This is a genomic window from Haladaptatus sp. SPP-AMP-3 (assembly GCF_049568665.1).
Classification (GTDB): domain Archaea; phylum Halobacteriota; class Halobacteria; order Halobacteriales; family Haladaptataceae; genus Haladaptatus; species Haladaptatus paucihalophilus.
The window spans coordinates 168,030-193,715 of sequence record NZ_CP145900.1 but is presented as its reverse complement, the minus strand read 5'-3'; the positions used below and the strand labels follow the sequence as shown (position 1 = coordinate 193,715).

The window sequence follows — 25,686 nt, the reverse complement described above, 5'->3', positions numbered from 1 at the left end:
CGGATTTCAGAGCTCGAGTTCGAGATGGCGAAGATATTCTTTAACTGGCCACCATGGGTGATCGTTCGTCATCGTATCGACACCACTAACCGAATTTTTGTAGCCGAGAATCTTGTTATAAGCCAGAACTGGTACGACAGGTGCTTGTTCTTGGACGATGAGTTGGGCATCGACGATGGCTTGATTACGCTTTTCATCGCTCGTGAACGTCCGCGCTTTTTGAAGCAAATTGTCGAACTTCTTGTTCTCCCAGAGTGAGAAATTCGTTCCGCCCTTCTTAGCACTCTGATCGCTCGTGAGAGTTGCTGAAAGGGTCTCAAGAGCATATTGACCGCCATACCCCATTACTACCAGATCATGTTCACCAGCTTCGAGTTTCTTGTAGAGAGTCCCCGCTTCGAGTATTTTCAGATTCGTTTTGAAGCCTACCTCATCCAACATCGGTTGTATCGTTGTTCCAATTTTCTTCTCACGTGAGATCGTAAATGTGAGGAAATCAATTTGGAGTTTCTTCCCGCCTTTCGACCTGACTTGACCCTGTTCCGAGTTCGTCCATCCGGCTTGCTCGAGAAGGCTACGGGCTTTCTCAGGATTGAACTGTTGTCCAGTCTCCTTTGCGCGATCCGTACTTAACGCATTTTTCGCCATCGGTGGCATAAGCGCCCAAATATCGTATCCTTCACCACCAAGTGCCGCTTCAATAACTGCATCTTTCTTTATCGCGTATGTAACTGCTTTCCGAACGCGCACATCATTCATTGGTTCCTTCTGTGTATTCGGGCAGAGGTATGCCTGCCGGGTGAACTTTTTGCGCTTGAGCCCCGTATTAGAGTTCTGCTCCACTTTTTTAGCGTCAGAAAGAAGTACAGATTTCGAAAGATGGACATCGCCATCAGTAAGTTCATTGAGAAGGGTCGTCGGTTCGGGATGCGATTCGAATCGGAATTTCTTTACTTTCCCGGGACCCGTATTCTGAACCCAATTTGGTCCCCAATCATATTCATCAAACCGTTCCGTTTCGATGAAGGCACCACGAGACCAGTTTTTGAACTTATAGGGACCGGTTCCAACGATAACGTTCTGGCCGTATTTATCGCCTGCTTTCTTAACTGCTTTCTTTGAGACGAGAGCAGAATTCCATGATGAAAGGCCTCTCGGAAGCAATGGGAACGAATTATCGTACTTGACGGTGATTTCGTAATCCCCTGTGACCTCTGTTTTGGAGACGTTTCCTGCGAGATATCCCATTGGAGATTCATTGACGAACCGATCCAGATTCCATTTTGCAACTTCTGCAGTTAGTTTCTCACCATTATGGAACTTGATGCCTTCCTCAAGGGTAAGAGTATATTCGGTTGCATCGTCGTTCATCGAGTATTTCTTTGCTAAGTGAGGGACTGGTTTCAAGTCTGGGTTGACACGAAAGAGTGGCTCGTTGATAGCGAACAACACTTCCTGTGTACCAATGCGCGTAGCACGGTGCGGGTCGAGTGGTTCATCGCCGGACATCTTCGTATTCTGACCAACAATGAGCGTGTTTCCGTTTGATCCGTTCGTATCATCCTTCGATTCGTTGTTCGAACTGCAACCTGCCGTAGCAACTCCTGCACCAACCATCCCAAGAGCTGATAGGTATTTCCGTCGGTCTATCCGCTTGTTACGCGGTGGCTTACTAGCCATGTTAGGCGATGACAAACTCTGTAGATATAACCTTTATGTGCAATAATAGATATTTAGAACCGGAATAAAGTGGCCAACATTTATTATATTACCTGATAGCCTTTCTGTATGGCTCCAACGAGAGTTCCAACAGCAGAGTACAACAGTCGCATCTCGCGCGTTCGAGACGATCTCGCGGCTAATAATGCCGACGCCCTTTGCCTATTTTCGGCAGTGGATATCGGTTGGTTGAGTGGGTTCCATCACTTGCAGACGGAGCGTCCAGTTTGTCTTGCCGTCACACAAGACCAGGTAGGCCTTACGGTTCCACGGTTGGAGTTAGACCGAACCGATGGCGATGAATTCCCTGTTCTCGATGAAATTTATTGGTACTACGATTACCCAGGGGGATCTGGGACGGGTGCGACCTACTATAAACATCCATCTGCAACCCCGGAAGAAATCATTGCAGAGATGCTTTCTGACCTCGATGTCGAGCACATTGTCGCGGATATGAACGGTGCACCTGGATACTGGGGATACTCCGGCCCAGCACTCGACGAGTTCGCCGATGTCACTGTTGAAACGGTGGAATGGATCAAAGAGTATCGGAAAGCTAAATCACCCACCGAGCAGAGCCTGATGCGGGAATCAGCAAAGTGGGGGAACCTTGCTCATCGAAAACTTGAGGATTATGCCGAGCCAGGAAAACATGAACTTTGGGTGGCAAAGAAGGCGAGCCTCGATGCATCAATGGAAATGCTCGACACCCTTGGAGAGAGGTACCAATCACGTCTTCGAGGCGGTTTCCCGGCATCATGTGGTTTCCTCTCTGGGCCAAATACTGCACTTCCCCATGGGTTAACAGAAAACCGCCGCTTAGAACATGGAGACGTTATTATCACAGGTGCGACCGCAAACGTTGATGGCTACATCAGCGAACTCGAACGAACGATGTTCATCGGAGAAGTGAGTGACGAACATCGACATTACTTCGAGCATATGCTTGAGATGCAGACACTCGCGATCGAAGCGTGTGGTCCTGGTGTTCCTGTGGCTGACGTTGACCAAGCCGTTCACGATTATTGTGAGGAGCAAGGTCTTCTCGAATACACTCAGCACCATACGGGACACAATATCGGCCTCGGTGTCCACGAACGAGGATTCCTTGACAGAGGAAGCGACGAGGTTATCCAGCCTGGACATGCCTACACGATTGAACCCGCTCTGTTCGTTCCAGATGTTGCCGGCTACCGGCACTCTGACACCATCATTGTTACAGAATCCGGTATCGAGTCGATTACCTACTACCCAAGAGATTTGGAGAGTAACATCATCTCATATTGAGCAGAATAAGCTAGCTTATTCCTAATCGAAGATGTTCATCCATCATTAATATATCCCAGATATTGAAGCCAGTTCTGGCGCTAACAATATATTTTTGTGGTCATAGTGCTGTCTTTAGTAAGACCACAGATGAAGGTGTTAGTACTGGTCAAAGAGGTTGCAGAGCTAGCTGAAGATTTCGAAATCAGCGACCTAGTGATCAAGGAGCGTTACAAGGAGCATGTGCTGAACGAGTGGGACGAGTATGCAATCGAGACGGCTGTCCGCATCAGTGAAGAACGGTCAGAAGAAGTTGAAATCGTTAGCGCCACTATCGGTCCAGAAACTTGTGAGGAAACAATCCGTCTCGCGTTAGCAAAAGATGTTGACCGGGCCATTCGATTCTGGGACGATTTTTTCAGCCAAGATATCGTTGATGCGCGTGTACGTGCAACCGTGCTTGAAGCCATCGTCGATCGCGAGAGGCCAGATCTGATTCTAACTGGCGTTCAGGCAGACGACGATGGTTTCGGCGTAACCGGTGTTATGCTTGCAGAGCGGATCGGATTCCAATGGGCGGCTGTGGTTAATCATCTCGAACTCACCGACGACACGGCTTGTGTTCGGCGGGAGCTTGAAGGTGGCGTTGAAGAGGTAACGTCTATCCCGCTTCCAGCAGTTCTAACCATCCAAACAGGAATAAACGACCCACGATACGCAAGCCTTCGGGGCATTCGACAGGCAAAGAGGAAAGAAATTGAGGAAATGGACCTCGCGGATCTAGATCTTGAACCGGGGGACTTCGCACAACAGTTAGAGCGACGATCCCTTGTTAAACCGGAGAGTGAAAGCGACATGGTTCGCTTCAAGGGAGATACAGACGAAGTAGCATCGGAACTTGTCGAAATCCTCCGGCAAAGGGGGGTGGATGCATAATGAGTGAAGTTCTGGTAGTCGCAGAACACCGTGGAGGTGAACTCCGTGACGTTAGTTTTGAAGCAATAACCGCAGGTCAGGAACTTGCCAGCGGTCTCGGTGCCTCTCTCGCTGTCGTAGCCATTGGAAAGGATTCAAAGGGGTTTGCGAATGAACTGAATTGTAACGATGTAGATACAGTTTACTGGGTCCCTGAAGGGGAGAATTTCAACCACGATATCTATCATCGAAGTATTGTTTCGCTTGCTAGCGAACGAGATTTGGTTGGTATTGTGATTCCACACAGTGTCAACGGCCTAGACTACGCACCTGCCGTTGCAAGCACACTCGATACACCGATCGTTACAGACGTCACTGGTATCGCAACCAATGATGGGGTCGTTTTAACACGTGAGCGATATGGATCGAAGGTTGAAACAGATATTGTAGTAACAGACGGAGTCCCGGTTGTAACCATTCGAAGTACTGAGTGGGTAAAGGCAAATTCGTCAGACTCTGCCACTGTGCGTGAGTTTCCTGTCGATATCGAGACATCCACAGTAACTGTCGAAAAATTCGTAGATGTCATGGATGGGGATATCGACATTTCACAAGCAGACATACTCATTAGCATCGGACGAGGTATTGCGGAAGAAGAAAATCTCTCTCTTATTCAGGAACTTGCGGAAGTGATGGACGCGACTCTATCAGCATCTCGGCCGATAGTTGATAATGGGTGGCTACCAGATAGCAGACAAGTTGGGCAGTCGGGGAAAATTGTAACCCCGGACGTTTATCTTGCCATTGGAATCTCCGGAGCAGTCCAGCACGTCGCAGGCATGAAGGGTTCAGACACCATCATTGCAATCAATACTGATCCGAATGCTCCTATCTTTGATATTGCGGATTATGGTATTGTCGACGACCTTTTCGAAGTCGTGCCGTCGCTAATCAGTCAGTTCGAATAATAGTAGTGATGTATTCTTCTAAGTGGATTATGCGGTACTAGTCTTCTCGGTCGGTCCAGAATTCGAAGCCTCGTCCGGGTGCGAAGACATCAATCGCGACGGCGCGGTCATCCCCGCTATTTTCGACGCGGTGAGATTCCCACGCATCTAGCCAAGCAGAGTCGAACCGTTCGAGGGTGGTTTTGTCATCTTCTGTGTGGATAGTGAGTTCACCTTGGAGAACGATGCAAACCTGCTCGTTCTCATGGTCGTGCATTGGGGACGAATGACCCGGCGGTTTCTCAAACCACTCAAATGTGAATTGGTCACTACCGGCAAGTGAGACCCGCTGCCATCCATCGTCAGGTTCGTACTTATCCGCGTTACTAAAGCTTACAGACTTCATCTGTTTCGTCTATTAGATGGGGTACATGCTATTTTAATATTGTGGAGAGGCTGTGTCCTCCACTAAGGTATACTCTATTCCCATCTAACCGCATTACATCAGATGGCAGAAAAGCAGGTCAGAGGTTTGCAGCACCTGCTCCGCCATCAATCGGAATCGCGACCCCATTTAAGTAGCTCGACCGGGGTGAAGAAAGGAATGCAACGACTTCTCCGAGTTCGTTCGGATCTCCAATTCGTTTTAGTGGAATTCCTTCACCACGTGCTTGTAGTCCATCTTCGTAGGAATCGTACTCGCCCCGTTCGACGGATTGTTCAACGAGTTCCTGAATCCGGCTTGTTTCGTGTGGGCCAGGTAGCACAGCATTTGCTCGGATTTCAGGCGCGAGTTCTTTCGAGAGCGTTTTTTCGAGACCAATAACGCCCATTCGTACCGAGTTCGAAAGTACAAGTGAGTCAATAGCCTCTTTCACACTTCGAGATGTGATATTGACAATTGTTCCGCCCTGACCATCTTCAAGATGAGGAATCGATTCGCGGACGAGGCGAACCACACTCATGACTAGCAAATCGAATGCGTGATACCAATCATCGTCCGTCGTTTCTGTGAATGGCCCACTTGGTGGACCGCCAGCGCTGGTGACGAGATGATCCAACCGGCCAAATTCATTGACCGTTGTTTGAACAAGATTCTTGATATCCTCTTTTTCCGTGAGGTCGCCTTGGACACCGATAACGTTGCCATCCCCCAGTTCATCGAGGGTGCTAACTGCTTCGTTGATGTCGGTCTTGTTTCGGCCGTTGAGTACGACGTTCGCGTCTTCTTTAGCAAGCACTCGGGCCGACGCTTTCCCAAGGCCACTGCTCGATGCTGTCACTAATGCCACATTGTCTTCTATTCCAAGGCTCATAGCAGTTGGAATGGTGTTCTCTCACTATTTAGTAGTTCGGTTGCGGGAATCCATCTGAGGTATACACCGATACGCAGGCTCTGGGAGATGTCGAATTCTTCAACCTGTTTTCAGGTGTTGAAGAGAAGACGTGGACGGTTCGACCGTTCAAATTTAATTACGATACTGGTGTGACGATTATTGGTTTCCAACGTCGCCGACAACTGTTCGACTCTGTTGGCGCATAAATTGGGGAAGATACCAGTAGCCACCAGCGAATTTACCAGTCGTTCCGGAGAACTTCCAGCCACCGAAGGGTTGTGCATGGACTAGCGCTCCGGTTGTGGCACTTTGTGAGCGGTTCACGTAACACATTCCAGATTCGATTCGGTCGAACCAGACGTCGATTTCCTCCTGATTCTCGGAGAAGAGACCAGCACAAAGTGCGTAGTCACTATCGTTGGCTTTGGTAATCGCTTCGTCAAGACTTGAGACGGGATGGATGGTCACAAACGGAAGGAAGTGTTCCTCCGTTGCGAGCTCATGGTCGTGCGGTACATCCGTTACGACAGTCGGTTGCACGTATCTACCCTCTGGCAATTCTGGGTCAGTAAGCTGCTCACCACCAGTATGAACTTTGCCGTCTTGACGTGCCAAGTCGCAGATTTTGTGATACCGGTCCAATGCACTATCGTCGATGAGCGGTGAAACTACGGTGTCTTCGTTTTCTGGTACGCCAATCGGCAACTCCGTAGTTTCTTCGACCAACCGCTCGGTGAACGAATCGATTACATCTTCGTGAACATAGACGCGAGATGTCGCTGAACACTTTTGACCGCTAAAGGAAAATGCACCAAGCTTGACTCCCGATACCGCCTTTGACAGGTCAGCCGTATCAGAGACAATAACCGGATTTTTGCCACCCAATTCGGCAACAACTGGCCCTCGTTTTCCCATCTCCTGGAAGGTCTCCTGGATGGTAAGACCGACCCTTCGGGATCCCGTAAAGGCAAAACCAACGACGTCTTCATGCTCGATCAGTGGTTGTCCAACCGAGCTGCCTCCACCGGTGACGAGATTAACAACACCATCCGGGATCCCTGCCTCGTTTAGTATCTCGATGAATTTATGCGCAATCAAGGGAGTTGTGCTTGCCGGTTTCACGACAGCAGTGTTTCCAGTGATTACTGCACCGGTCGTCATTCCAGCCAAAATTGCCAACGGGAAGTTGAATGGCGTTACAACCCCGAAGACTCCATATGGAAGAAGTTCATTTGTACAGTGCTGGTTCGGTGTTGGTTCGCCTCTATCGAACGTGTAACCGTTGTTCCGTTCAAGTTCCTGGCTGTAGAATTGGAGGAAGTCGATGGCCTCGTCAACTTCGGCGATTGCTTCACCTCGGTTTTTTCCGTTTTCAAGAGCCATCGTCGCGGTGAGTTCGTACTTTCGGTCACGAATATTGTCGGCTGCTTGTTGGAAGATTTCGGCTCGTTTCTCCCACGAAGTGTTTCGCCAGTCATCGAATGCCCCGGAAGCAGCCTCAACGGCTTGATCAACGTGAGTTGGTTCACCCGAGGAAAATTCCCCGATCACTTGATCGAAGTCACCAGGATTGGTAACCGTGAACGTATCATCGGTTTCAACCGGTTGGCCGGAAATCCAAAGTGGATACTCCCCGCCAAGCTCATCACGAACGGTTTCAACAGCAGCTTCGTACGCTTGATGGAATTCCTCTGTGGTTCCTTTTTGCTGGTGTGTTTGTACAGTTAACTCGTTCTCAAAGGTACCAGACTTCATCGACTCATATTTTCCCCTAACTCTTCATAAAGATGCCGGACTGAATTCGTGTCAAAGAGGCAATTTGAATCAGCACATCTAACCTCTGGAGGATAACGGATTACAATAGTTAATTAAGTTAATTTGCTGAGAATAAAATATGAACACTTCTATCTACTCCGTATTCCGACTGAGCAAGTTACGATTTTGTTCACACACCTGTGAGTCGAGCAAGGCCAATTGATAGAAGAGCCAGCACCAATGGAAATCATTCTGCTCGTGGTTAATGTAGAAATAGTAGCAACTGGGCCGCTTCTGGCTTGTGAGAGCGTAGCGGAGGTGAGAAGTATACGGCGGCGATTAGTCTTGCACCATCGGTGTTTCGGGAGACGACGTCTCAGCCACCTCCTGACGCGGCCAAATCAGCGACGCGAAGATAGCGGCCGCAAAGCCAATCGGAGGAGCGACAAGTCGAACCGTAACGATTGATGTGAACCCTAACGCAGTCCACAGGATAGTAACTGCAGGCCCGACAAGGAACGCTGCAACAACACCCGCTTTTGAGAGATTGTCCTGCCAGAAGAACAGGAGGGTAAACGCTGGCCCGAAAGCCGAGAATAGCCCCGTTGCAGAGTAGCTTACCAGGGTATAAACGAGATCTTCAACGGAGAGTGCAATGGTAAGGCCGACAAGTCCAACAATCAACGTTGCTGCCCGCGAGATGCGAAGTCGGGTTCCCTCACTGAACTTGCGTTCTTTTGTAACCACTTTGTTGTAGACGTCTTGTGCCGCAGCGGAACTTGCGACAACGAGTTGTGAGTCAGCCGTTGACATCATCGCTGCGAGTGCACCAGCGAGCATTATTCCTCCGAGGAGACCTGGAGTATGTTCGAGAACCATGAATGGTAGAACCATCTCACGGTCGGCCTGAATTGCTTGGGGTGCGCCGTGGAGGGTCCGAGTTAGGAGACCAAGGAGCACTGCTCCAATGGAAGTGAGTATTCCCCAGAGGGTTGCGATGATGACCGCCGTTTTTCGCTCCTCGTTGTTGGGCATCGCCATCAATCTGACATCCAGGTGAGGGTAACCACCGAGGTCAGCAAAAATCCAACTTAGATTTGCTCCAAGGAGGAGCAGTGCAGATGCTCCGGTCTTACCCCCAAACAACGACGCTTGTCCCTCACCAGCTGCTTTCAAGCTACCCATGACTGAAAGCGAGGGATCACTAACGACGCTCACAAGTAGTATCGCGGGCAAAACGATGAGAGTAAAGACCATCAACAATGCTTGCAGTGCGTCGGTCCAAACAACGGCCAGGAAGCCACCAGCAAGGGAGTAAGCGATAATCATGACCGCGACGATAAGCAGTCCCGTGAGAGGCGTGATTCCGAAAATCTGCTGGAGAATCTTCCCACCAGCGAGGAACTGCGACCCGACGTATCCCATGTAGAATACGAACGTCACAAGGGCGGGAAGCAGCCGTATTATCGGCGAATCACCTGGCAGTTTCTCCGCAATAAGTCCAATTGGTGTAATCGCCCCCGTTTCCTTTCGCCCGGTCATAAACGGCTTTGAGTAGATCACCCATTGAATGATCGCACCACCTGATGCGCCAACAAGAACCCAAATAGAGGAAAGTCCCGTCGCCCATGCCAATCCTGGCATTCCTAAGAGGAGCCATCCGGACATCCCCGAACTTCGCTCTGAGAGTGCTAGTGCCCAGCCTGGGAGTTTCTCTCCACCTAAAAAGAAGTCTTCTTCCGATTCGACCTTTTTTGATCCCCAATATCCTATTATCGCAACTACTATCAAATATACAGTTAAACCAAAAACTGTGTTTATGCCTGCTTGTACCATGCTTTCATTACTCCAGTCGGCACTATAACTTGTTCATACAAATAGTTAATGATGGATGGTAGCTTGTGACATAGATAAAATATGGTGGAGAAGACGTGAATTCATCGCCTTTCGGAAGCGGAACTACTAACAGTTCCTGGTCACACGCCAGATTTCACTCAGAGCCAATCCTCAAGACGATCAAATGCTTCGTCAATTCGCTCGACTGAATTGGAATAGGCAATTCGGAATCGACCGTGTCCAGACTCACCAAAGACGGACCCTGGGACAAATGCAACGCCTTCCTCTCGAAGGAGTGACCAAACGAACTCCTCTTCATCAGGATATCCTTCAGGTGTTGTCGGGAAGGCATAAAAGGCGCCCGACGGTGTTGGACACGACATCCCGGGAATGTTTTCGATTCGCTCCATGATACGTTCACGCCGACGAGCAAACGCATTGACCATCGGTTCATGGAGACCGCTTTGGAGTGCACGGACGCCAGCATGTTGCGAAATTGACGGCGCACATGTTGTCGTATACTGCCGAACACGAACGATTGGGTCGATGAGTTCGGCTGGTGCTGCGAGATAACCAAGTCGCCACCCAGTCATCGAATACGCTTTGGAAAACCCGTTAACCGTTATCGTCCGGTCGAATAAGGTATTTTTAGCGGCTGGACTCAAGTGTTCGGACCCGTCGTACCGAATTTTCTCGTATATCTCATCTGAGAGCAGCAGCAAGTCGTTATCGACCACGAAGTCCTCGATGGCGTTCAACGTATCTCGGTCTACAACACCACCAGTTGGATTGTGGGGGCTATTCAGAACTAACAATTTAGTTCGCTCTGAAACTGCTTCCGTAAGCGAATCGAGATCTGGTTTAAAACCGGTCTTCGGGTTTAGCTCGTAGGTGACTGGGTGACCGCCAGCCATCCGAATACTAGAAGCGTACGTCCAACAGGGGTCTGGAATCAGTACCTCGTCGCCCTCCTCAACCAAGGCGAGCATTGTTACAAAGACTGCCTCAGTTGCGCCGGTCGTCACGACGATCTCGTTCTCTGGATCATAATTGATTCCGTTCTCAGCAGAAAGCTTATCAGAGAGGGCTGATCGAAGCGGAGTAATCCCGTAATTGGAAGTGTAGTGAACATGTCCATCGGAAAGTGCCTGACTTCCAGCTTGCTTTATTTCACTTGGTGTATCGAAATCGGGACGACCGATTTCCAAGTGTACAACATCAGTTCCAGATTGCTCAAGCTGGTCGCATTCTTCGAAAATTTTCCGTATTCCAGAGAAGGGAATACGATCCATCCTGCTGGCAGAGTGGTCTAAATTGACCATATAGAGCTTGTTCAGTCCAGAGGTATAAATCTATTATTTGATTGATTTCTAATAGATGCCATCAGTGCATAGAAATTCCCGTTTTCAACGATCCAAAGGGGGCAACCAAGAGAGGGTGGGTTCGACTGAATCTACTTGAGCTGTCCCCATGTCTTTTGGGAGCAGAGGTGTATAAATAGATTAGGATGGATGAGATATTTTCGGGGTTTCAGATGGCTGGCACCCTTCCTGCCGTCAGGATTCGTTATCGCTACTCAATTGATCACGGTTCCCTCTTCGAGATGCACACCGCGGGAAAACCGTTCGGCAGTTAGCTGTGAAATGTCGATCAGTGAGGCGTCGCCATCAGCGATGAGTTCCGCCACGATCTGTCCCGTTGCTGGGGCTTGCATAAATCCATGTCCCGAGAATCCAACAGCGTTCACAAATCCAGGAATGGACTCCTCAATAATTGGATGGTGGTCAGGAGTCACAGCGTACAGCCCTGCCCAACCTCGCTTCACACGGGACTCCGGGCCGAAATACTCTGCACACTTCGACGCCTCCTCAATTGTTTCAGCAGCCCAGTCCAAATCCATTTTCTCCTTGTAGGCATCAGGATCCATCTCTGGATCAACATCGGAAAAATGGCCACCGACAACAGCCGCGCCGTCGCGTTCGGGTCTGAAGTGAGCGCTTCGATCAAGGTCAATCGTGAACGGAACTGAATCGTCAATTGGCACCTCCGGATCGACGACCATGAGTTGACGGCGGCACGGTGAAATTGGAATATCGAGTCCGACCATTTCTCCGATTTCATTTGCCCACGCACCCGTCGCATTTACCACGTAGTCAGCGTCGAATTTCTCAGAATCCGTCTGAACTCCCGTGACCTTGCCATTTGAATCCCTCTGGAGCACATCCGTCACCTCGACGTTTGTTCGGATATCTGCACCAGCCTCATTTGCAGCGATAGAGAATCCCTGCAGCCCGAGATGGGGATCTGCGAAGCCGTCAGTAGGACAGTACGTCCCTCCGAGAAACTGGTTCGATTTCAGTTTCGGACACAGTTGTTCAGCTTCATCGGGAGTAACAAACTCACTCTCGACACCGAGTTTGTTCTGTTGTCGCACATTCTCATGAAAACGTTCAACTGTCGATTCCGTCCGAGCAAGGAAGAGATAGCCCGGGCGACGATAGCTAATATCGGTGTTAAATTCCTCATCAAACGTCTCCCAGACCTTGATGCTCTCCTTTGAGAGTGCTGCACTCACCGGTGATGAGAACTGAGCTCGGATACCGCCATTAGCCCGATCGGTACTTCCGGATCCAATCGTCGATTTCTCGAGCACGGTGACGTCGATTCCACGTTGTCTGAGGTAATACGCCGATGCCAATCCGATAATGCCTCCGCCAATGATAATCACCCGCATGAGTGGTGGATTCCAGTTCGATACACATAATTGTGTGGTTCGAGGAACCGGATGATGACCCACAGTCACCTATAGCTATAAGTAGTTAGCGAGGTAGTTTGATTTCGAGCAACGTGTCGAATCCGTTTCAACGAACCCTCGAACGAGAGAGATCGATTATGAATGCTACCGACCCGACTTGGCAACCGCCGAAGGAGTGGATCGCAATTGAAACCGTCGATGCTCATACGGGTGGTGAGCCTCTTCGAGTCATTACCAATGGATTGCCCCCGATAGAAGGCACCACTGTCCGAGAGAAGCGGCGATATATGGAACAAGATCTGGATGGATACCGACGGGCACTAATGTGGGAGCCGCGAGGACACGCAGATATGTATGGGGCGGTCATTACCGAACCCAACGATAATGGTGCAGACTTTGGAGTATTGTTTCTGCACAATGAAGGGTATAGTACGATGTGCGGACATGGCATCATTGCACTTGCGAAGATAGCCGCAGATACTGATTTACTGGGAGTTACCCTTGACCATAGTGAGATTGTTATAGATACACCGGCTGGACGCGTAACGGCGGTAGTTTATCGACATAAGGGAGTAGTAGAATCAGTTGAGTTCACAAATGTTCCGTCATTTGTCTACACTCGAGACCAAACAATCCATGTTCCACCCTGGGGGACGATACGATTCGACATTGCATTTGGTGGAGCATTCTATGCGTTCTGTGATGCCGAACAGTTTGGTGTGAAGTTGAATACGGATCATTTTGGGGAGATTGTAGAGATAGGACATGCAGTAAAAGAAGCAATCGCCAAAGAGATTGAGGTTGAGCACCCTAAGTCGGACGAGCTCGGGTTTCTTTACGGAACAATACTTACGGGAGATCCACAAGATGAGAATGCAGACAGTCGAAACGTCTGTGTATTTGCAAACGGTGAGGTTGATCGCTGCCCGACTGGCACAGGTGTAAGTGCCCGCATCGCACTTCAAGCGAGAACGGGAGCCCTTTCGCCCGGTGAGACTTTCGAAGTCGAGAGTATTGTCGGTTCTAAATTCGTTGGATCGTATACAAAGACAACTGATTACGAAGACTATTCAGCGATCTACCCACGGGTTCGTGGAGATGCGTATATAACAGGCCAACACGAGTTTTTCATTGATCCAGCAGATCCATTTGGCAAGGGGTTTTTCCTCCGATAAATATCTGGGAGAAAATCATACGTTCTTTCACCTATATTGTTCGGCATACCGGAACAATCTATATATGTCCTCAAACGAAACATCATGATAACCATGGAACAGGCACGAAAAGAGTACCTTCGAACCACCGAAAACACGATTCGGATTGTGGAGGCACTTAAAGAACTTGATGGAGCTGGTGTGACAGAGCTGTCGAATCACTTAACGATGTCGAAAAGCACCATTCATGACCACCTCACAACGTTACGACGCCACGATTATGTGACGAAGGTTGGAGAAACTTACGTTGTCGGGCTTGGCTTCTTCGAGATTGGTGAATATGCACGAAAGCGGCGGAAGATATACGAGGTTGGTCGGCCCGAAGTACAGAATTTAGCGGAAGAAACTGGCGAGCTCGCGAATCTAATGGTTGAAGAACACGGACGAGGCGTCTATCTCTTTCGTGCACAAGGAGAAAATGCAGTGACACTTGATACGCACACTGGAAAGCGCCGATATCTCCATAATACTGCACTTGGGAAAGCAATCCTCGCACATCTCCCCGAGAAGCGAGTACACGAGATCTTGGATACGCATGGACTCCCAGCAGCAACGAAGAATACAATCACTGACCGTGAGATGCTCTTCGAAGAACTTGCAAGCATACGTGATTCTGGAATCGCATACTGTGGGCAGGAGCGAGTTGAGGGACTCCAGTGCGTCGCAGCACCAGTACTCGGAAGGAATCAAGAGGTACTTGGAGCAATTAGTGTAGCCGCACCAACGACAAGAATGAGAGGAGAGCGCTTTGAAGAAGTGATTCCGGAACTTGTCCTCCAAGCTGCGAACGTCGTGGAAATAAATGTCACGTATGGCTGAAACTTTCCCCTTCTAATTCTTAAAATATTGTCCTATTTAAAACGATAGAGTCCTTCTGTGATATAGCGGGATTCAAGATGGAGGGGTGAGTAACCAACCAGTATGGAAGCTCAATTAGAAGAGCGAACACAGCGTTGCCAAGAACAACTCGTAAAGCAAGATGCTGACGCAGTAATTCTATCGATGAGTTCCAACCTCCATTTCTTGACTGGTTTTACCGACGAACCAATGGAACGTCATCTTCTCTGTTTCGTACCCAGTGACGGAGACCCAGTGTATGTCGTACCCGAGATGTACGAAAACCAGATTCAAACTGAATCATGGGTCGAAGACATTCGAACTTGGTCAGACGATACCGGGCCTACTACCATTCTTGAAAGTACAATTGAAGAACTCTCGCTGGATGGAGGCAGTGTGCTACTCGATGATACCATGCAGGCTCGGTTTGTCTTAGACCTTCAAAAGTATCTTCCAAATACGTCCTTCGCGCGCGCGGAGCATATTTTTTCACCACTACGCATGCAAAAAGACGAAACAGAGCTGAAACACCTCCAACACGCATCGAATATCGCAGATCAGGTGAGCGAGGAAATTCGTTCACTTGGGTCTGATGCTGTGGGACTCACTGAACGAGAGCTTGCAAAGCGAATTAGAAAAGATCTTCTTGCAGAAGAGGGAGAAGAGCTGGGATTTCAGACGATTGTTGGATCGGGAGAAAATGGTGCCCACCCACATCATCGAGTAAGCGATCGCGTTATCGAGGCCGGTGACCCCGTCGTACTCGACTTTGGAGTCACCATTAATGGTTATTCGAGTGATCAAACGCGGACAGTCGTATTTTCTGGTGAACCACCGATAGGATTTATCGAGGTATATGATGTCGTTCGAGCTGCACTTGATGCCGGTTTTCAGACGGTTAAACCGGGCGTGACTGCTGGCCAAGTCGACAAAGCGGTTCGTGATATCTTCGAGCAACATGGGTTCGCAGAGAAGTTCGTCCATCGGACTGGTCATGGTGTTGGTCTCGATATTCACGAACCACCGTATATTGTGAACGGAAATGAGACTGAACTTCAACCTGGAATGGTGTTTAGTATTGAACCAGGAGCCTATCTCAAAGATCAATGGGGGATTCGGATTGAGGATCTAGTTGTCGTAACCCCCGATGGATGCCACCGGTTGAATGATTCTCCACGAACTTGGCGACCGTTGGATTAAATTTTAGATTTTGCCTTCATATTCGGGAGAAATTCTAAGTCCAATACAGTCGGGGTACTTTCTACAGGCATCACTGTTCCCGAATACCGAACAGGATATTGGGGAGTTCTGTTTAAGATATATTCGATGCTACTTCCAGACCAATGTGCATATAGACCTGTTCCGCTATCAGGAACACATGCGCCAAAGCGGATAGAACGAGAGTCATTACAGAGCTATATTTGTAAAGAGGATCCGTTCCAAGTCATTACAGGACTATATTTGTAATGGATAACCTTAGCTATGAGAGAATCAGTTCATCCTCTTATACAAGCCCAGAAAAATGAGAGGAAGAAGACTCCGGGCATATTTCCACTAGATAAATAAATTGTATTTTTTAATCTTCATTCATAAAATATACCGTGGTTGAATTCTCTCCCGAGAGTGTCGTTCCTTGCTAAGGAACAAATAATGTGGCCAGTTTACCTTGTTCCGTCCGGAGCAAAATCCACACACACACCCCACTTTGTCCCGAGCACTCGGTTCAGGGTACTAAGCCATCAACAATCCCTGTCTGTAATCAGGAAGATTTATAATAGCCGAGGGGAAACCACATCCGTGGTACAGAAGTCTCATCACGGGCATTAAGTTAATTCATTAGATATTGGCCACCACCCTGCTAGAATGTGGGTGCTCAGGACAGTGTGGGGTGGGTGTGTGTTAAATAGTTGTTTTGCTCAGGATGCCGAGGTTTGTTCAGGACACTCCGGACACCGTGGTTTTTATTACCATTCGGCGAGCAACCGTTAACCAACAACCAGCTGATGAAGTCTTTCGACCGTCCGGCAGAAATTTTCGAGAATGAGGAAGCACTGAGAGATGAGTGGCAGCCAAATGAACTTCTGGAACGAGAAAACGAGCTCGACGCTTATCACTCCGCTCTAAGTCCGGTAATCCGAGGTGCTCCTCCAAAAAACATATTTATATATGGGAAAACAGGCGTTGGGAAAACTGTCGCAACGGAGCTATTGCTTGAACAGCTGGAGAGTGATGCCGACCGTTTCGATGATTTGGACGTGACATCTGTTACGCTTCAGTGCAATTCTCTTAATTCAAGCTATCAAGTTGCAACCCATCTCGTCAACGAACTGCGACCATCAGAGAGACCGATCTCGACTACAGGATATCCCCAACAAACTGTTTTTAACTTCCTCTGGGATGAGCTTGAGCGAATTGGAGGGACTGTGATCATCGTTCTCGATGAAATCGACAATATAGGAACTGACGATGATATTCTTTATGAACTACCTCGTGCTCGGGCAAACGGATACGTCGAAAATGTAAAATTAGGTGTGGTCGGTATCAGTAATGACTTTGAATTCAGAGATAATCTGTCCCCAAAGGTAAAAGATACATTATGTGATGATGAAATTGAGTTCTCTCCGTATAATGCCAATGAACTGCAGACGATTCTTGATCAACGCGCTCAGTTTGCCTTTCAACCAGATGTGTTGGCGTGTGACACCATTCCACTCTGTGCAGCATTTGCTGCACAGGATACCGGTAGTGCCCGGCAAGCCATCCGGCTTCTATACAAAGCTGGTGAAGTTGCACTAGAATGTGGAGACAAACGCGTGAATGAATGCCACGTTCGTGAAGCAGAAGCAATACTTCGACGAAAGCAAATAGAGCGAGGAATGCGGAACCTCACTACACACGGTCATGTGGTTCTATCTGCAGTTACAATAATGGAGATGCAAAATGATACACCAGCACGAACTCGTGAAATCTATCCCGAATATCACCGAATGGCGAAGGCAATTGATCTTAATCCGCTTGTGGAACGTCGAATCCGTGACCACCTACGGGAGTTATCGCTCTGTAGTGTGCTAGAACTTAAGGAGCATAACGATGGATACCGAGAAGGTAGTTATTTTGAATATCAGTTAAATACGTCTACAAATACTGTTGTTAATGTACTCTCAGAGATTGACCGGCTCATGCCAATCATTAGCCCAATAAAATCAAAATATAGCTAAGAAACGAACTGAATCAGAATAATAGTGGTTATCTCAAGTAGATGAGGAAATTTTCACTGACAATCATTTGGTAGTCGAATCGATGGGTGGAACTATTATATTTGCTTGTATAGATGGGCTGTGTATGGAGACACTTGAAGAAGTAGTTAGGCACAAAAAGGCCCTTGTATTCGGTGTTGGTGGATGCGGAGATGTTGTCAGTACCATACCTACAGCTCGATTCCTTGAAGCGCACGGAGTAGACGTCATTCTTGGTGGCGTCGCTTGGGAACGAGTTGTTGTTGATCCGAAGCCTGGCCCTCGGCATTTCGAAGAAATCGAGAGCATAGAGCTCCTTAATGATACTATTGCACTCGCCACTGGTGAAACACGCACAGTAGATGGAATTGAATTCGCCGAGACACATGTTGCATGCCATCATGAGGAGGATGTCATACTCATTGATATTGACGGTGGTGCGTGTGGTGTTGCGGCTGGCCTCGATGATGCATGCGACGTACTTGGAATTGATCTCGTCGTTGGAACTGATGCTGGCGGGGACGTTCTAGCTGCCGGTGATGAATCGGGGATAAAAAGTCCCTTAACTGATGCGGTCATGCTCTCAGCACTCTCGCAACTCAACACTGATTCTTGTCTTGGTGTGTTTGGCTATGGGAGTGATGGTGAGCTAACACACGAAGAGATAGCTGCCGGAATCGCTCGTGCTGCAGAGCGAAATGGTTTACTCGGATCTTGGGGTCTTACTCCACGAATTATTGACGAGATGACTGAGCTGCTTGAGATAGTTACCACAGAAGCAAGTAGGCTACCTGTCGAAGTGGCTCAGGGTAAATTGAAAGAGACAATGATTCGTGATGGAGACCGCTCAGTTGAGCTGACTCCTGCAAGTACGGTCACGTTTTATCTTGATCCAACGGCTGTTTCGGCTACTTCTGATTTGAGCGACTGCGTTTGCGACACGGAGAGTTTCAAATCTGCACAAAATTCCTTAGTACAAGCTGGCTATAAAACCGAACTAAACTATGAGCAACAGTTTGCTACTAATCGGAACCCATGAAATAGCGTTTTCAGCAATTCAAAACTGTGAGCACATTTCCATTGATGACTACAGTTCTTATTTAATTACAGGGCTCTTAGAATATTCTAAAGCCATCTACTTCTTCTATTAACTGAATTCAATTTTAGTCAGCTTTTTCTGTACCCCATCCACCCTCTCATCAAAGTCAGCGATAAAAGGCTCAATCTGGTCAGTAGTAACCCCTTGTGTGGTGGGTATGACCCAATTTTCCTCTTCAAGCTTCTGTAATGAATAATGCACCTTGTGCGATAGGTAGTCAATTAATTTCGATATTTTCATGATTCCTATCGGCTCTTTCTCAAGGATTGTTTGAAAAACCTCCAAATGTCGTTGGGCCATATTTATTCTCTTCTCAACGCGGCGTAACATACTCAGCTATCGCTAGAAATCTATTCGAGTTAACTCTTACCGTCGAAACACGACTTCCTACGGTGTTTCGGATCAGCACCAATCAGTCACAGTATGCTGACTCCAACTAAGAAAGCCACCCCAACTCCATTCAGCATTGACAGGTATCTTCCCTTCGAATGGAGTCTGTGGGATTATTCCCACCAATATTTTACCGTAACTATGCCCATGGTCGCTTTTACACCCGTCCTCAGCAAGGTTCAAAATTAAAGAATTGTCTTTTTTCTCCCTAGAACTATCTCGATGAATAAACAACCGAACTATTTATTGTGGATGATACTGACACCCAAGTCGGTGCAATCCATAACAGGAGGTTGCACGTGTCATACGGACATGTGACACACGAAATTCCCGGTATAACATCGGAGAGTCAGTATGATTAAGCACAACAGTACACTATCGCCAACCACTGGTCGAACCAGATCACATGAACCAGTGAGTAACCGCTCAAAACCGCTTGCAAAACAGGTTATTATGAGAGTAGCTGACGAAGTCAACCGTTCGTATCAGGAACTCATTCCGCTCTATGAGGTTATCGACCCTGATGCATTGGACAACCTCTTTGCCCCGACTCATGAAGGTGATGCGAGATCCGATGGGTTAGTGGAGTTTGAGTATGCAGGTTGTGAGATTATTGTCGACAGTGCGGGAGAGGTGACTGTAAATCGAGCTAATACGCAAAAAGAACGGTAACACATGGGAGAAACGGGTTGTGAGCCCCATCTCTTTGTGGGGGAGCGATGCATCGGTTTGGTACCCGCCAAACTGTTAGATGTCAATTGCTCGCTTACTTAATCCCGATATAATTTCGGTTGATTTTGGATGGTTCTTGAGCACTAACCTGGGATACTCATACTGATTGGTGATAATTAGTATCGCCTCCAGATGTGAAAAATATTGGTAGTGAACTAATCCGCCGTCCGGGTTAAACTCAATGACATCATGGTTTGCAAGTTTCGGAAGGTGGTAGTGGGTGAGGGTAATTTGTGCCTGATGCGGCGTGTCGACCGTATCTATTTCCTTATGAACGTGATTGGCTAGATTGGTAAATTTAACTACATCTATATTTTCGTCTGTGAACCACTGTAGGACAGCACGTCGTTATTCATTAGCTAGCAGTTCGAAAGTGGTCTCTGGTGAGAGACTGGATTTTGACTCGTGGCTGTTGTTAGATGGGTTGGTCATCGTGATGGAGTCCCTGGCATGGGGGATCCCTCAGTGATTAATAGTTCATTAGGCTCTACTTTCGTCCGAAGCCGAAATACTTTGGTTCTATATCCACTGTCAAACTTGTACCGGGACACAGATTCATAAAATTTCTGGAGACTCAATAGACAATATTTGCTCTAAAACATTGGGCTGCAAAAATTGTATAGCATCAAAGCTTACACATTATTGTATAAGATCCCAAGCTCACCGTCGGTCATCCTCTGGTTCCATTCTGATGACTAGGTTTACTCAGTAGGGTCGAACTTTTCGGACGGTGATTTCATGATCGTTTTAGCCCTTTCTACAGCTCGAATCTGTAAATTCGCTTGTTTCTCCTGAGTTGCAGATGGTGTAAAAATCTCCATAAACTTTGTTCCTTATAGGGGAACAGAAGTAGTATACTTTACCATACTTGCAATACCTTAATTTCTCATGAATAGTCTCTATAGTAACTAGATTTTGATTGCGTTTGATACTGTCAAGTTTGTACGCACCGAAATATCCAATCAACTATACCTATTTCATGAGTGAGCAAGTGTTGTGATACCCGATCCATAATTTTCAGAGATTGATTTGGCGACGAGAATATACATCCACCCGTTCTGTAGGACGGAACACTCGCAAATATTATAAATAATATAGATAGAGCATTATAAATCGGAGCATTACACTTATAGTTGTGTAATGTTGGGTGACATGGTTTGACTTTTGTGGCTTATAGGCGAAATCGACTGTTTTATATTCTACTTCCAGTATGAAAATGTTCCTTTGTTAGGAACAAGAATCTAAAACTCACCAATTTATTTGTTATGTAGTCATAGAACTCGAAATAATATGTTGATTTCTCCTATAGAACTATAATAACAATATTTAGAAAATAAATTTAATACCTATGGAATATATAATGCTATTGCATGGCATATCAGCTATTGCAAAGCAATGAGCGATCCGGTAACAGCAGCACCGAAGAGTACATCGTCGTCCTATACCCGAACACAGCGTCCGAAGACAGTATTTGTGCTAATGACCTCAATAGCGCACATACGGACGTTGGAGAACAACTCCTAGATGATAACACCTGCTACAAATACGAGGTTTGGATCAGTTACGAACATCCTCGTCTGAACGACAGCGATAACCTCACGATGTATAACCAGTGGCTTAATTATAGCGGACCAAACAACAAAGAGAACACTCGGGGTTGCCACCTTTGTGTTGGTTCTCAAAATATCGGTGGCCGTGCTGAAAGCCCTAATGATGGTGGTGCATGGAATTGGTCTCAAGACGCGATTCTCGGTTGGGGAAGTGCTGATTACTACAAAAGCCTCTCTGTGCAGGAGGTGTTCCACACGTATATCAATGAAGCGAACCCAACCGTCCAGAGCATGATTCCAAGCAACAATGAGCACGACCTCGGGTCTGTGTACTCCAACTATGCCTCGACACCGATGGCGGCAGGGTATCCGAGTTCCCAACAAAGTGGCACCTGCTCGTCTTCTTACTCGGCATCGACGTGGACTGAAACGCTGAACACGTGTGAACGAGACGGAATCAAAGCAACCTCGGACGCAGCCTAACGAAAGGATCCATAATGACGAACAACACCAACGATAAGAGTACCGATAGCATGAAACGACGAACCGTCCTTAAATCTACTTCTGCGGCGGCTGTAAGCATGGGTATTTTTGGAACTGGTGCAGTTGCAGCAACACCCGCTGGAGATACTATCCGACTTGTCGAATCCGGTATCAAGTTTGACGTTGAGGCCGTAGACCCGAACGTCACTCTCCAGCAAGTAGCAAACGATGAACCACCAAGGTACATCGTGAACGAAGAAAAGCAACAGCTCCTCGTTCCATCTATCGCCTCAGAAGAGGTCATGAATACCTTCCGACAAAAATCACGGGCTGTGGTTGAGCAAGATCACGTTACTGAGCGGGCTTTGGTAGGAGGAAAATCAACTAGCTTTCCGTCACTTCGTCTTGCATCGGACTTCCGAACCACTAAAACTCTATCTTTGACTGATTCAGTTCGAGTTCCCGAGCTACGCCTCAACATCAGGGATAGAGTATCGGGTGTCTCGGTTGAAAACAAACAAACTTCAGTCACGACCGGTGCTGAGAAAGTCATAACACTCCCGTCACAGACCGCGACCGCAAACGCCTACAAGTACTCTGGTGACGGGACACAGCGGTATGAGACAACTACACCAGTAACTCTCACACCCAGGGTAACAGTTCGAGATCGTGGTCAACTAGAAGTTTTACAAGATCAACGATAGCTTCCCAAAACCTTCTTTCGCATTAAAAGATAGTTGGTTGGGTTTCACGGATTTTTATTTCCGGACGAGATACTCGATTCCCTCGAATTATCAGTCTTGGGCTGGATCATTCTAGTCAATGTTATTTTATTTCTCGCCAACACCATTTTTTCAGATATGATTAAAAGAACAGATATTCCATAGAGTGCTTATTAGAACTTAGCCCACAATATATTAATTATGTGTAAAATGATAATGTATCTTTTATTCAGAGTAGTTGGGTGTCGCTGGAACGCCGAGAAATTAATTCGGTTGCCAGCTTTCCTCGGAGCCATCAACGGACCTGCCACACCGCATGTTCCGCGACACATTGTCGAGTACTAGCCGGGGAGAAGTAACTTGCAAGTACTTCTCCTTTCCCCCCCTCCAATCTCGGCAGCCAACCTGAATTGGTGAGGTTTTCAAATCCGCTGGCTACTCCGTGTTATCGAAAAGTGACTGTGTAAGGTGCTCAACCGCTGTTTTCGGGTTGTCCAGATCCAACCGTGGGAGCGTCCAAAACGGAAGTCCAGTCATGTTCTCTATCACCGCCGGATTAATTCATTCGGCAGTAGTCGTGTCCTTGTACTCATTAAGAACGATACCATGAATCGGAATCTCGCGACGACGAAGTGTTTCGACAGTTAACACCGCATGATTCAAAGTCTCTAATCCCAACTAGTAACGACTACGGTAAGTAGATCGGGATCCATTACGTGATTGATGACTTCCCGATTTTTAGCAAGTGGAACCCGACCGCCGATACCTTCAACGGTACCCAATTTCGACCCGGCCAGTGCTTGTCTACAGTCTCCAATGTTTCCTATCGGTGAGGTGGATCTCTTCTTGGTCACTGGCCACCTGAGGTGCTACTGGTGGTTTCAGTCGTCGAAGTCAGGTCGAGGCAACGTTTGCCCCACAGGCTTCAGCAACAAACTTCGCGTCGTTGTCTTCCGGATAGCCGTTTGACAGGGTTAAATGGCCTTCGCCTCGATACCATCTGCTCTGAGCATTCTCACCAGACCTGCAGTTACGTCAGTCTTTCCGACACCCGTGTCAGTCCCGACAACTGCGAAACTACCGATCATACAAGATTCAGTTCGTGCCCACCCTCACGGAAAGCTGATTGGCAGTGGTCGATATCAGTCTTCGTGTGACAATCCATCGACGGTTGACGACGATGAAAAAGTTCGGTCGATTGCTTCGACTCCTGTTATCCACCGTGGGCTGAATTTCTGACCAGCCGATCAACTGCCCACGTACTCAATTCCTGTGTGTGACTTGCATAGATATCTTCAGGCCGTGTATTCGGTGACGACGATTTCGTAACTGCCACCTCCACGCCACGAATCAGCCATGGTGTGAAGATCTGTCGACGTGTCGGGATCATCGATCGTGACGGATTCGATGCTACCCAGCGACTTCGAACGATGATCATAGCTGTTCGTGGTTGGGCATGTTGTTCGTCCCTCGTTAACGTAGAGATCGAAATCGGCTGAATCTTTTGAAATGAGCAGTTCCACGATCACTTGCGACGGATTGGACTGCTTCCACGTGTGGCTGTGACAAGCGCTATCGAGGTAATCGGTTAACGGTCCACTGTATTTCGTCCGGTCAGCGGTGCGGCTAAAGTTTGGCGGTTGACTAGTAACGACATTCTGAGCATCGACGCGACCACTTCCTTGCTGGCTCGATGGTAGACCGATGTCGACAGCAGTGTTTTTGAGGTGTGCTCGGAGTTCGCGGTTGGTGGCATTCCACTGTGCAAGCGCGAGACCTGCAACTCCCGAGACAACCGGTGTTGCCATCGACGTTCCCGAGAGCGTTTCGTAGTTGCCACGGCTCGCAGTCGTCGTCGAATACACCCACGTTCCTGGCGCAGTGAGTTCTACCTTCGGTCCATAATTCGAATACTGGGCGAACGAGCCATCAGAGTCCAATGCGGAGACGGCCAGGCATTCATCATACCCGGCAGGGTAGTCAACGGATCCCTTAGACGAATTGCCAGCGGCCGCCGAAATGAAAACTCCGCGGTTGTATGCGTATGACACGGCGTTTCGCATCGTATCCGACGGATTACTCCCGCCAAGCGACATGTTTATAACGTCTGCTCCCTGGTCTGTTGCCCACTGAACAGCGTCAGCAATATCCGCGACGGAACCGAAGCCAGTCTCGTCAAGAGCTCTTCCGTTGATAATCTTCGATTCACTGATTCCAGCGACGCCGGTTCCGTTGTTAGTCTCCGCCGCTGCGATACCAGAGACGTGAGTACCGTGGTTTTCGTCGCTCGGGCGATCGGGATACGGATCAGAATCATCATCGACGAAGTCCTTGCCGGGATTCGATCCGAAATTTGACTGCAGATCAGGGTGATTGTACTGGACACCCGTATCAATCACCGCGATGGTCACCGATGATGAACCAGTCGTGGTGTCCCACGCAGTGTCGGCGTTGACCATCTGGGGGGCGTACTGCTCCGTACTGTATTTGGGGTCATTAGGGGTTAGTGACGTCGAATAGGTCACATTTTCTTCGACGTACTTGACATACTTGTTTTTCGAAATCACGTCGGAAAACCGTTGTTTCACCGAATCATTGTCGGGGATCTGCACAGCAACGTAGCCGAGTACGTCGTTTGAATGGACAATCTGTGCCGTTGTAGGTAGATGCGACTGCACGACGTCAGTCGGCGATCCACCAGCAGGTGAAACACCGACGAGGAGTTCGTTTTCTTTAGAACCAGGTTCACGTCCGGGCGTTGCAGCCGTAATACCCGAAACTGCGGCCGTAGCACCAACCGAACCAGTTAGTTTGAGAAACGATCGTCTATCGAACTGCGTACCGTTTTCTGCCATGGTACGTTACGTCTATTACCCAAACTAAGAATAAATTT

At 48.0% G+C, this 25,686-nt stretch carries 21 protein-coding genes and 1 pseudogene; 11 read left to right on the top strand and 11 right to left on the bottom strand.

What is annotated here, in order from left to right; all coding sequences use genetic code 11:
* Positions 1 to 6 precede the first annotated feature (6 nt).
* Positions 7 to 1,680: an ABC transporter substrate-binding protein gene (locus tag V5735_RS19775; protein ID WP_423746498.1), complete on the bottom strand. Its 1,674-nt coding sequence runs from the start codon at positions 1,678 to 1,680 to the stop codon at positions 7 to 9.
* Between the two features lie 108 nt (positions 1,681 to 1,788).
* Here V5735_RS19775 and V5735_RS19770 point away from each other — a divergent pair, with 108 nt between their 5' ends.
* The 3 genes from V5735_RS19770 to V5735_RS19760 all read left to right on the top strand — a co-directional run bounded on the left by V5735_RS19770 (position 1,789) and on the right by V5735_RS19760 (position 4,868).
* Positions 1,789 to 3,006 carry a M24 family metallopeptidase gene (locus V5735_RS19770; RefSeq protein WP_423746497.1) on the top strand — a complete coding sequence of 406 codons (1,218 nt, stop codon included), beginning with the start codon at positions 1,789 to 1,791 and terminating at the stop codon, positions 3,004 to 3,006.
* A 129-nt stretch (positions 3,007 to 3,135) separates the two neighbouring features.
* A complete protein-coding gene (locus V5735_RS19765) occupies positions 3,136 to 3,921 on the top strand; it encodes an electron transfer flavoprotein subunit beta/FixA family protein (protein ID WP_423746496.1) in 786 nt (261 codons plus the stop codon).
* Positions 3,921 to 4,868, top strand: coding sequence for an electron transfer flavoprotein subunit alpha/FixB family protein (locus V5735_RS19760; RefSeq protein ID WP_423746495.1), 948 nt, complete (start codon positions 3,921 to 3,923; stop codon positions 4,866 to 4,868). Before V5735_RS19765 ends, V5735_RS19760 begins: the two co-directional genes overlap by 1 nt.
* A 37-nt stretch (positions 4,869 to 4,905) precedes the next feature.
* On the opposite strand, the gene V5735_RS19755 is transcribed toward V5735_RS19760, so the two are convergent.
* The 6 genes from V5735_RS19755 to V5735_RS19730 form a co-directional block, all read right to left on the bottom strand.
* On the bottom strand, positions 4,906 to 5,253 hold the full coding sequence (locus V5735_RS19755) for a cupin domain-containing protein (protein ID WP_423746494.1): 348 nt from the start codon (positions 5,251 to 5,253) through the stop codon (positions 4,906 to 4,908).
* A 118-nt stretch (positions 5,254 to 5,371) separates the two neighbouring features.
* Positions 5,372 to 6,163 carry an SDR family oxidoreductase gene (locus V5735_RS19750; protein WP_423746493.1) on the bottom strand — a complete coding sequence of 264 codons (792 nt, stop codon included), beginning with the start codon at positions 6,161 to 6,163 and terminating at the stop codon, positions 5,372 to 5,374.
* 177 nt (positions 6,164 to 6,340) lie between these two features.
* Positions 6,341 to 7,939: an aldehyde dehydrogenase family protein gene (locus V5735_RS19745; RefSeq protein WP_423746492.1), complete on the bottom strand. Its 1,599-nt coding sequence runs from the start codon at positions 7,937 to 7,939 to the stop codon at positions 6,341 to 6,343.
* Positions 7,940 to 8,278: 339 nt separating this feature from the next.
* Positions 8,279 to 9,775 (bottom strand): sodium/proline symporter, encoded by a 1,497-nt coding sequence (locus V5735_RS19740; protein WP_423746491.1) that lies wholly within the window; start codon positions 9,773 to 9,775, stop codon positions 8,279 to 8,281.
* Between the two features lie 158 nt (positions 9,776 to 9,933).
* Positions 9,934 to 11,097, bottom strand: coding sequence for a pyridoxal phosphate-dependent aminotransferase (locus tag V5735_RS19735; RefSeq protein ID WP_423746490.1), 1,164 nt, complete (start codon positions 11,095 to 11,097; stop codon positions 9,934 to 9,936).
* Between the two features lie 254 nt (positions 11,098 to 11,351).
* Complete coding sequence (locus tag V5735_RS19730) at positions 11,352 to 12,509, bottom strand: NAD(P)/FAD-dependent oxidoreductase (RefSeq protein WP_423746489.1); 1,158 nt, start codon at positions 12,507 to 12,509, stop codon at positions 11,352 to 11,354.
* A 158-nt stretch (positions 12,510 to 12,667) separates the two neighbouring features.
* Between V5735_RS19730 and V5735_RS19725 the strand changes: the two genes are divergently transcribed.
* The 5 genes from V5735_RS19725 (at position 12,668) to V5735_RS19705 (ending at position 18,856) form a co-directional block, all read left to right on the top strand.
* Entirely contained in the window at positions 12,668 to 13,705 is a 1,038-nt protein-coding gene (locus V5735_RS19725; RefSeq protein ID WP_423746488.1) for a proline racemase family protein, read from the top strand.
* A gap of 93 nt (positions 13,706 to 13,798) precedes the next feature.
* Positions 13,799 to 14,563 carry an IclR family transcriptional regulator gene (locus V5735_RS19720; RefSeq protein WP_423746487.1) on the top strand — a complete coding sequence of 255 codons (765 nt, stop codon included), beginning with the start codon at positions 13,799 to 13,801 and terminating at the stop codon, positions 14,561 to 14,563.
* A gap of 102 nt (positions 14,564 to 14,665) precedes the next feature.
* Positions 14,666 to 15,781 (top strand): M24 family metallopeptidase, encoded by a 1,116-nt coding sequence (locus V5735_RS19715; RefSeq protein ID WP_423746486.1) that lies wholly within the window; start codon positions 14,666 to 14,668, stop codon positions 15,779 to 15,781.
* Positions 15,782 to 16,584: 803 nt separating this feature from the next.
* Entirely contained in the window at positions 16,585 to 17,799 is a 1,215-nt protein-coding gene (locus V5735_RS19710) for an orc1/cdc6 family replication initiation protein (protein WP_423746485.1), read from the top strand.
* Positions 17,800 to 17,923: 124 nt separating this feature from the next.
* Positions 17,924 to 18,856: a DUF1152 domain-containing protein gene (locus tag V5735_RS19705; protein ID WP_423746484.1), complete on the top strand. Its 933-nt coding sequence runs from the start codon at positions 17,924 to 17,926 to the stop codon at positions 18,854 to 18,856.
* A 108-nt stretch (positions 18,857 to 18,964) separates the two neighbouring features.
* On the opposite strand, the gene V5735_RS19700 is transcribed toward V5735_RS19705, so the two are convergent.
* The gene (locus tag V5735_RS19700; RefSeq protein ID WP_423746483.1) at positions 18,965 to 19,246 is read right to left on the bottom strand and encodes a hypothetical protein; all 282 of its coding nucleotides are present in this window, start codon (positions 19,244 to 19,246) and stop codon (positions 18,965 to 18,967) included.
* A gap of 414 nt (positions 19,247 to 19,660) precedes the next feature.
* Here V5735_RS19700 and V5735_RS19695 point away from each other — a divergent pair, with 414 nt between their 5' ends.
* Entirely contained in the window at positions 19,661 to 19,978 is a 318-nt protein-coding gene (locus V5735_RS19695; RefSeq protein WP_423746482.1) for a HalOD1 output domain-containing protein, read from the top strand.
* A gap of 75 nt (positions 19,979 to 20,053) precedes the next feature.
* Here the strand turns inward: V5735_RS19695 and V5735_RS19690 are convergent.
* Positions 20,054 to 20,374: pseudogene (locus V5735_RS19690) on the bottom strand (DUF7344 domain-containing protein); the annotation flags it as partial.
* Positions 20,375 to 21,408: 1,034 nt separating this feature from the next.
* Between V5735_RS19690 and V5735_RS19685 the strand changes: the two are divergent.
* Positions 21,409 to 22,071, top strand: a complete 663-nt coding sequence (locus V5735_RS19685; RefSeq protein WP_423746481.1) for a hypothetical protein — start codon at positions 21,409 to 21,411, stop codon at positions 22,069 to 22,071.
* 14 nt (positions 22,072 to 22,085) lie between these two features.
* Entirely contained in the window at positions 22,086 to 22,775 is a 690-nt protein-coding gene (locus V5735_RS19680; protein ID WP_423746480.1) for a hypothetical protein, read from the top strand.
* Positions 22,776 to 23,354: 579 nt separating this feature from the next.
* Here V5735_RS19680 and V5735_RS19675 read toward each other — a convergent pair.
* Together V5735_RS19675 and V5735_RS19670 are read right to left on the bottom strand one after the other, a co-directional pair.
* Positions 23,355 to 23,444, bottom strand: a complete 90-nt coding sequence (locus V5735_RS19675) for a hypothetical protein (RefSeq protein ID WP_423746479.1) — start codon at positions 23,442 to 23,444, stop codon at positions 23,355 to 23,357.
* A 644-nt stretch (positions 23,445 to 24,088) separates the two neighbouring features.
* Positions 24,089 to 25,648 carry a S8 family serine peptidase gene (locus tag V5735_RS19670; protein ID WP_423746478.1) on the bottom strand — a complete coding sequence of 520 codons (1,560 nt, stop codon included), beginning with the start codon at positions 25,646 to 25,648 and terminating at the stop codon, positions 24,089 to 24,091.
* Between the last annotated feature and the right edge of the window lie 38 nt (positions 25,649 to 25,686).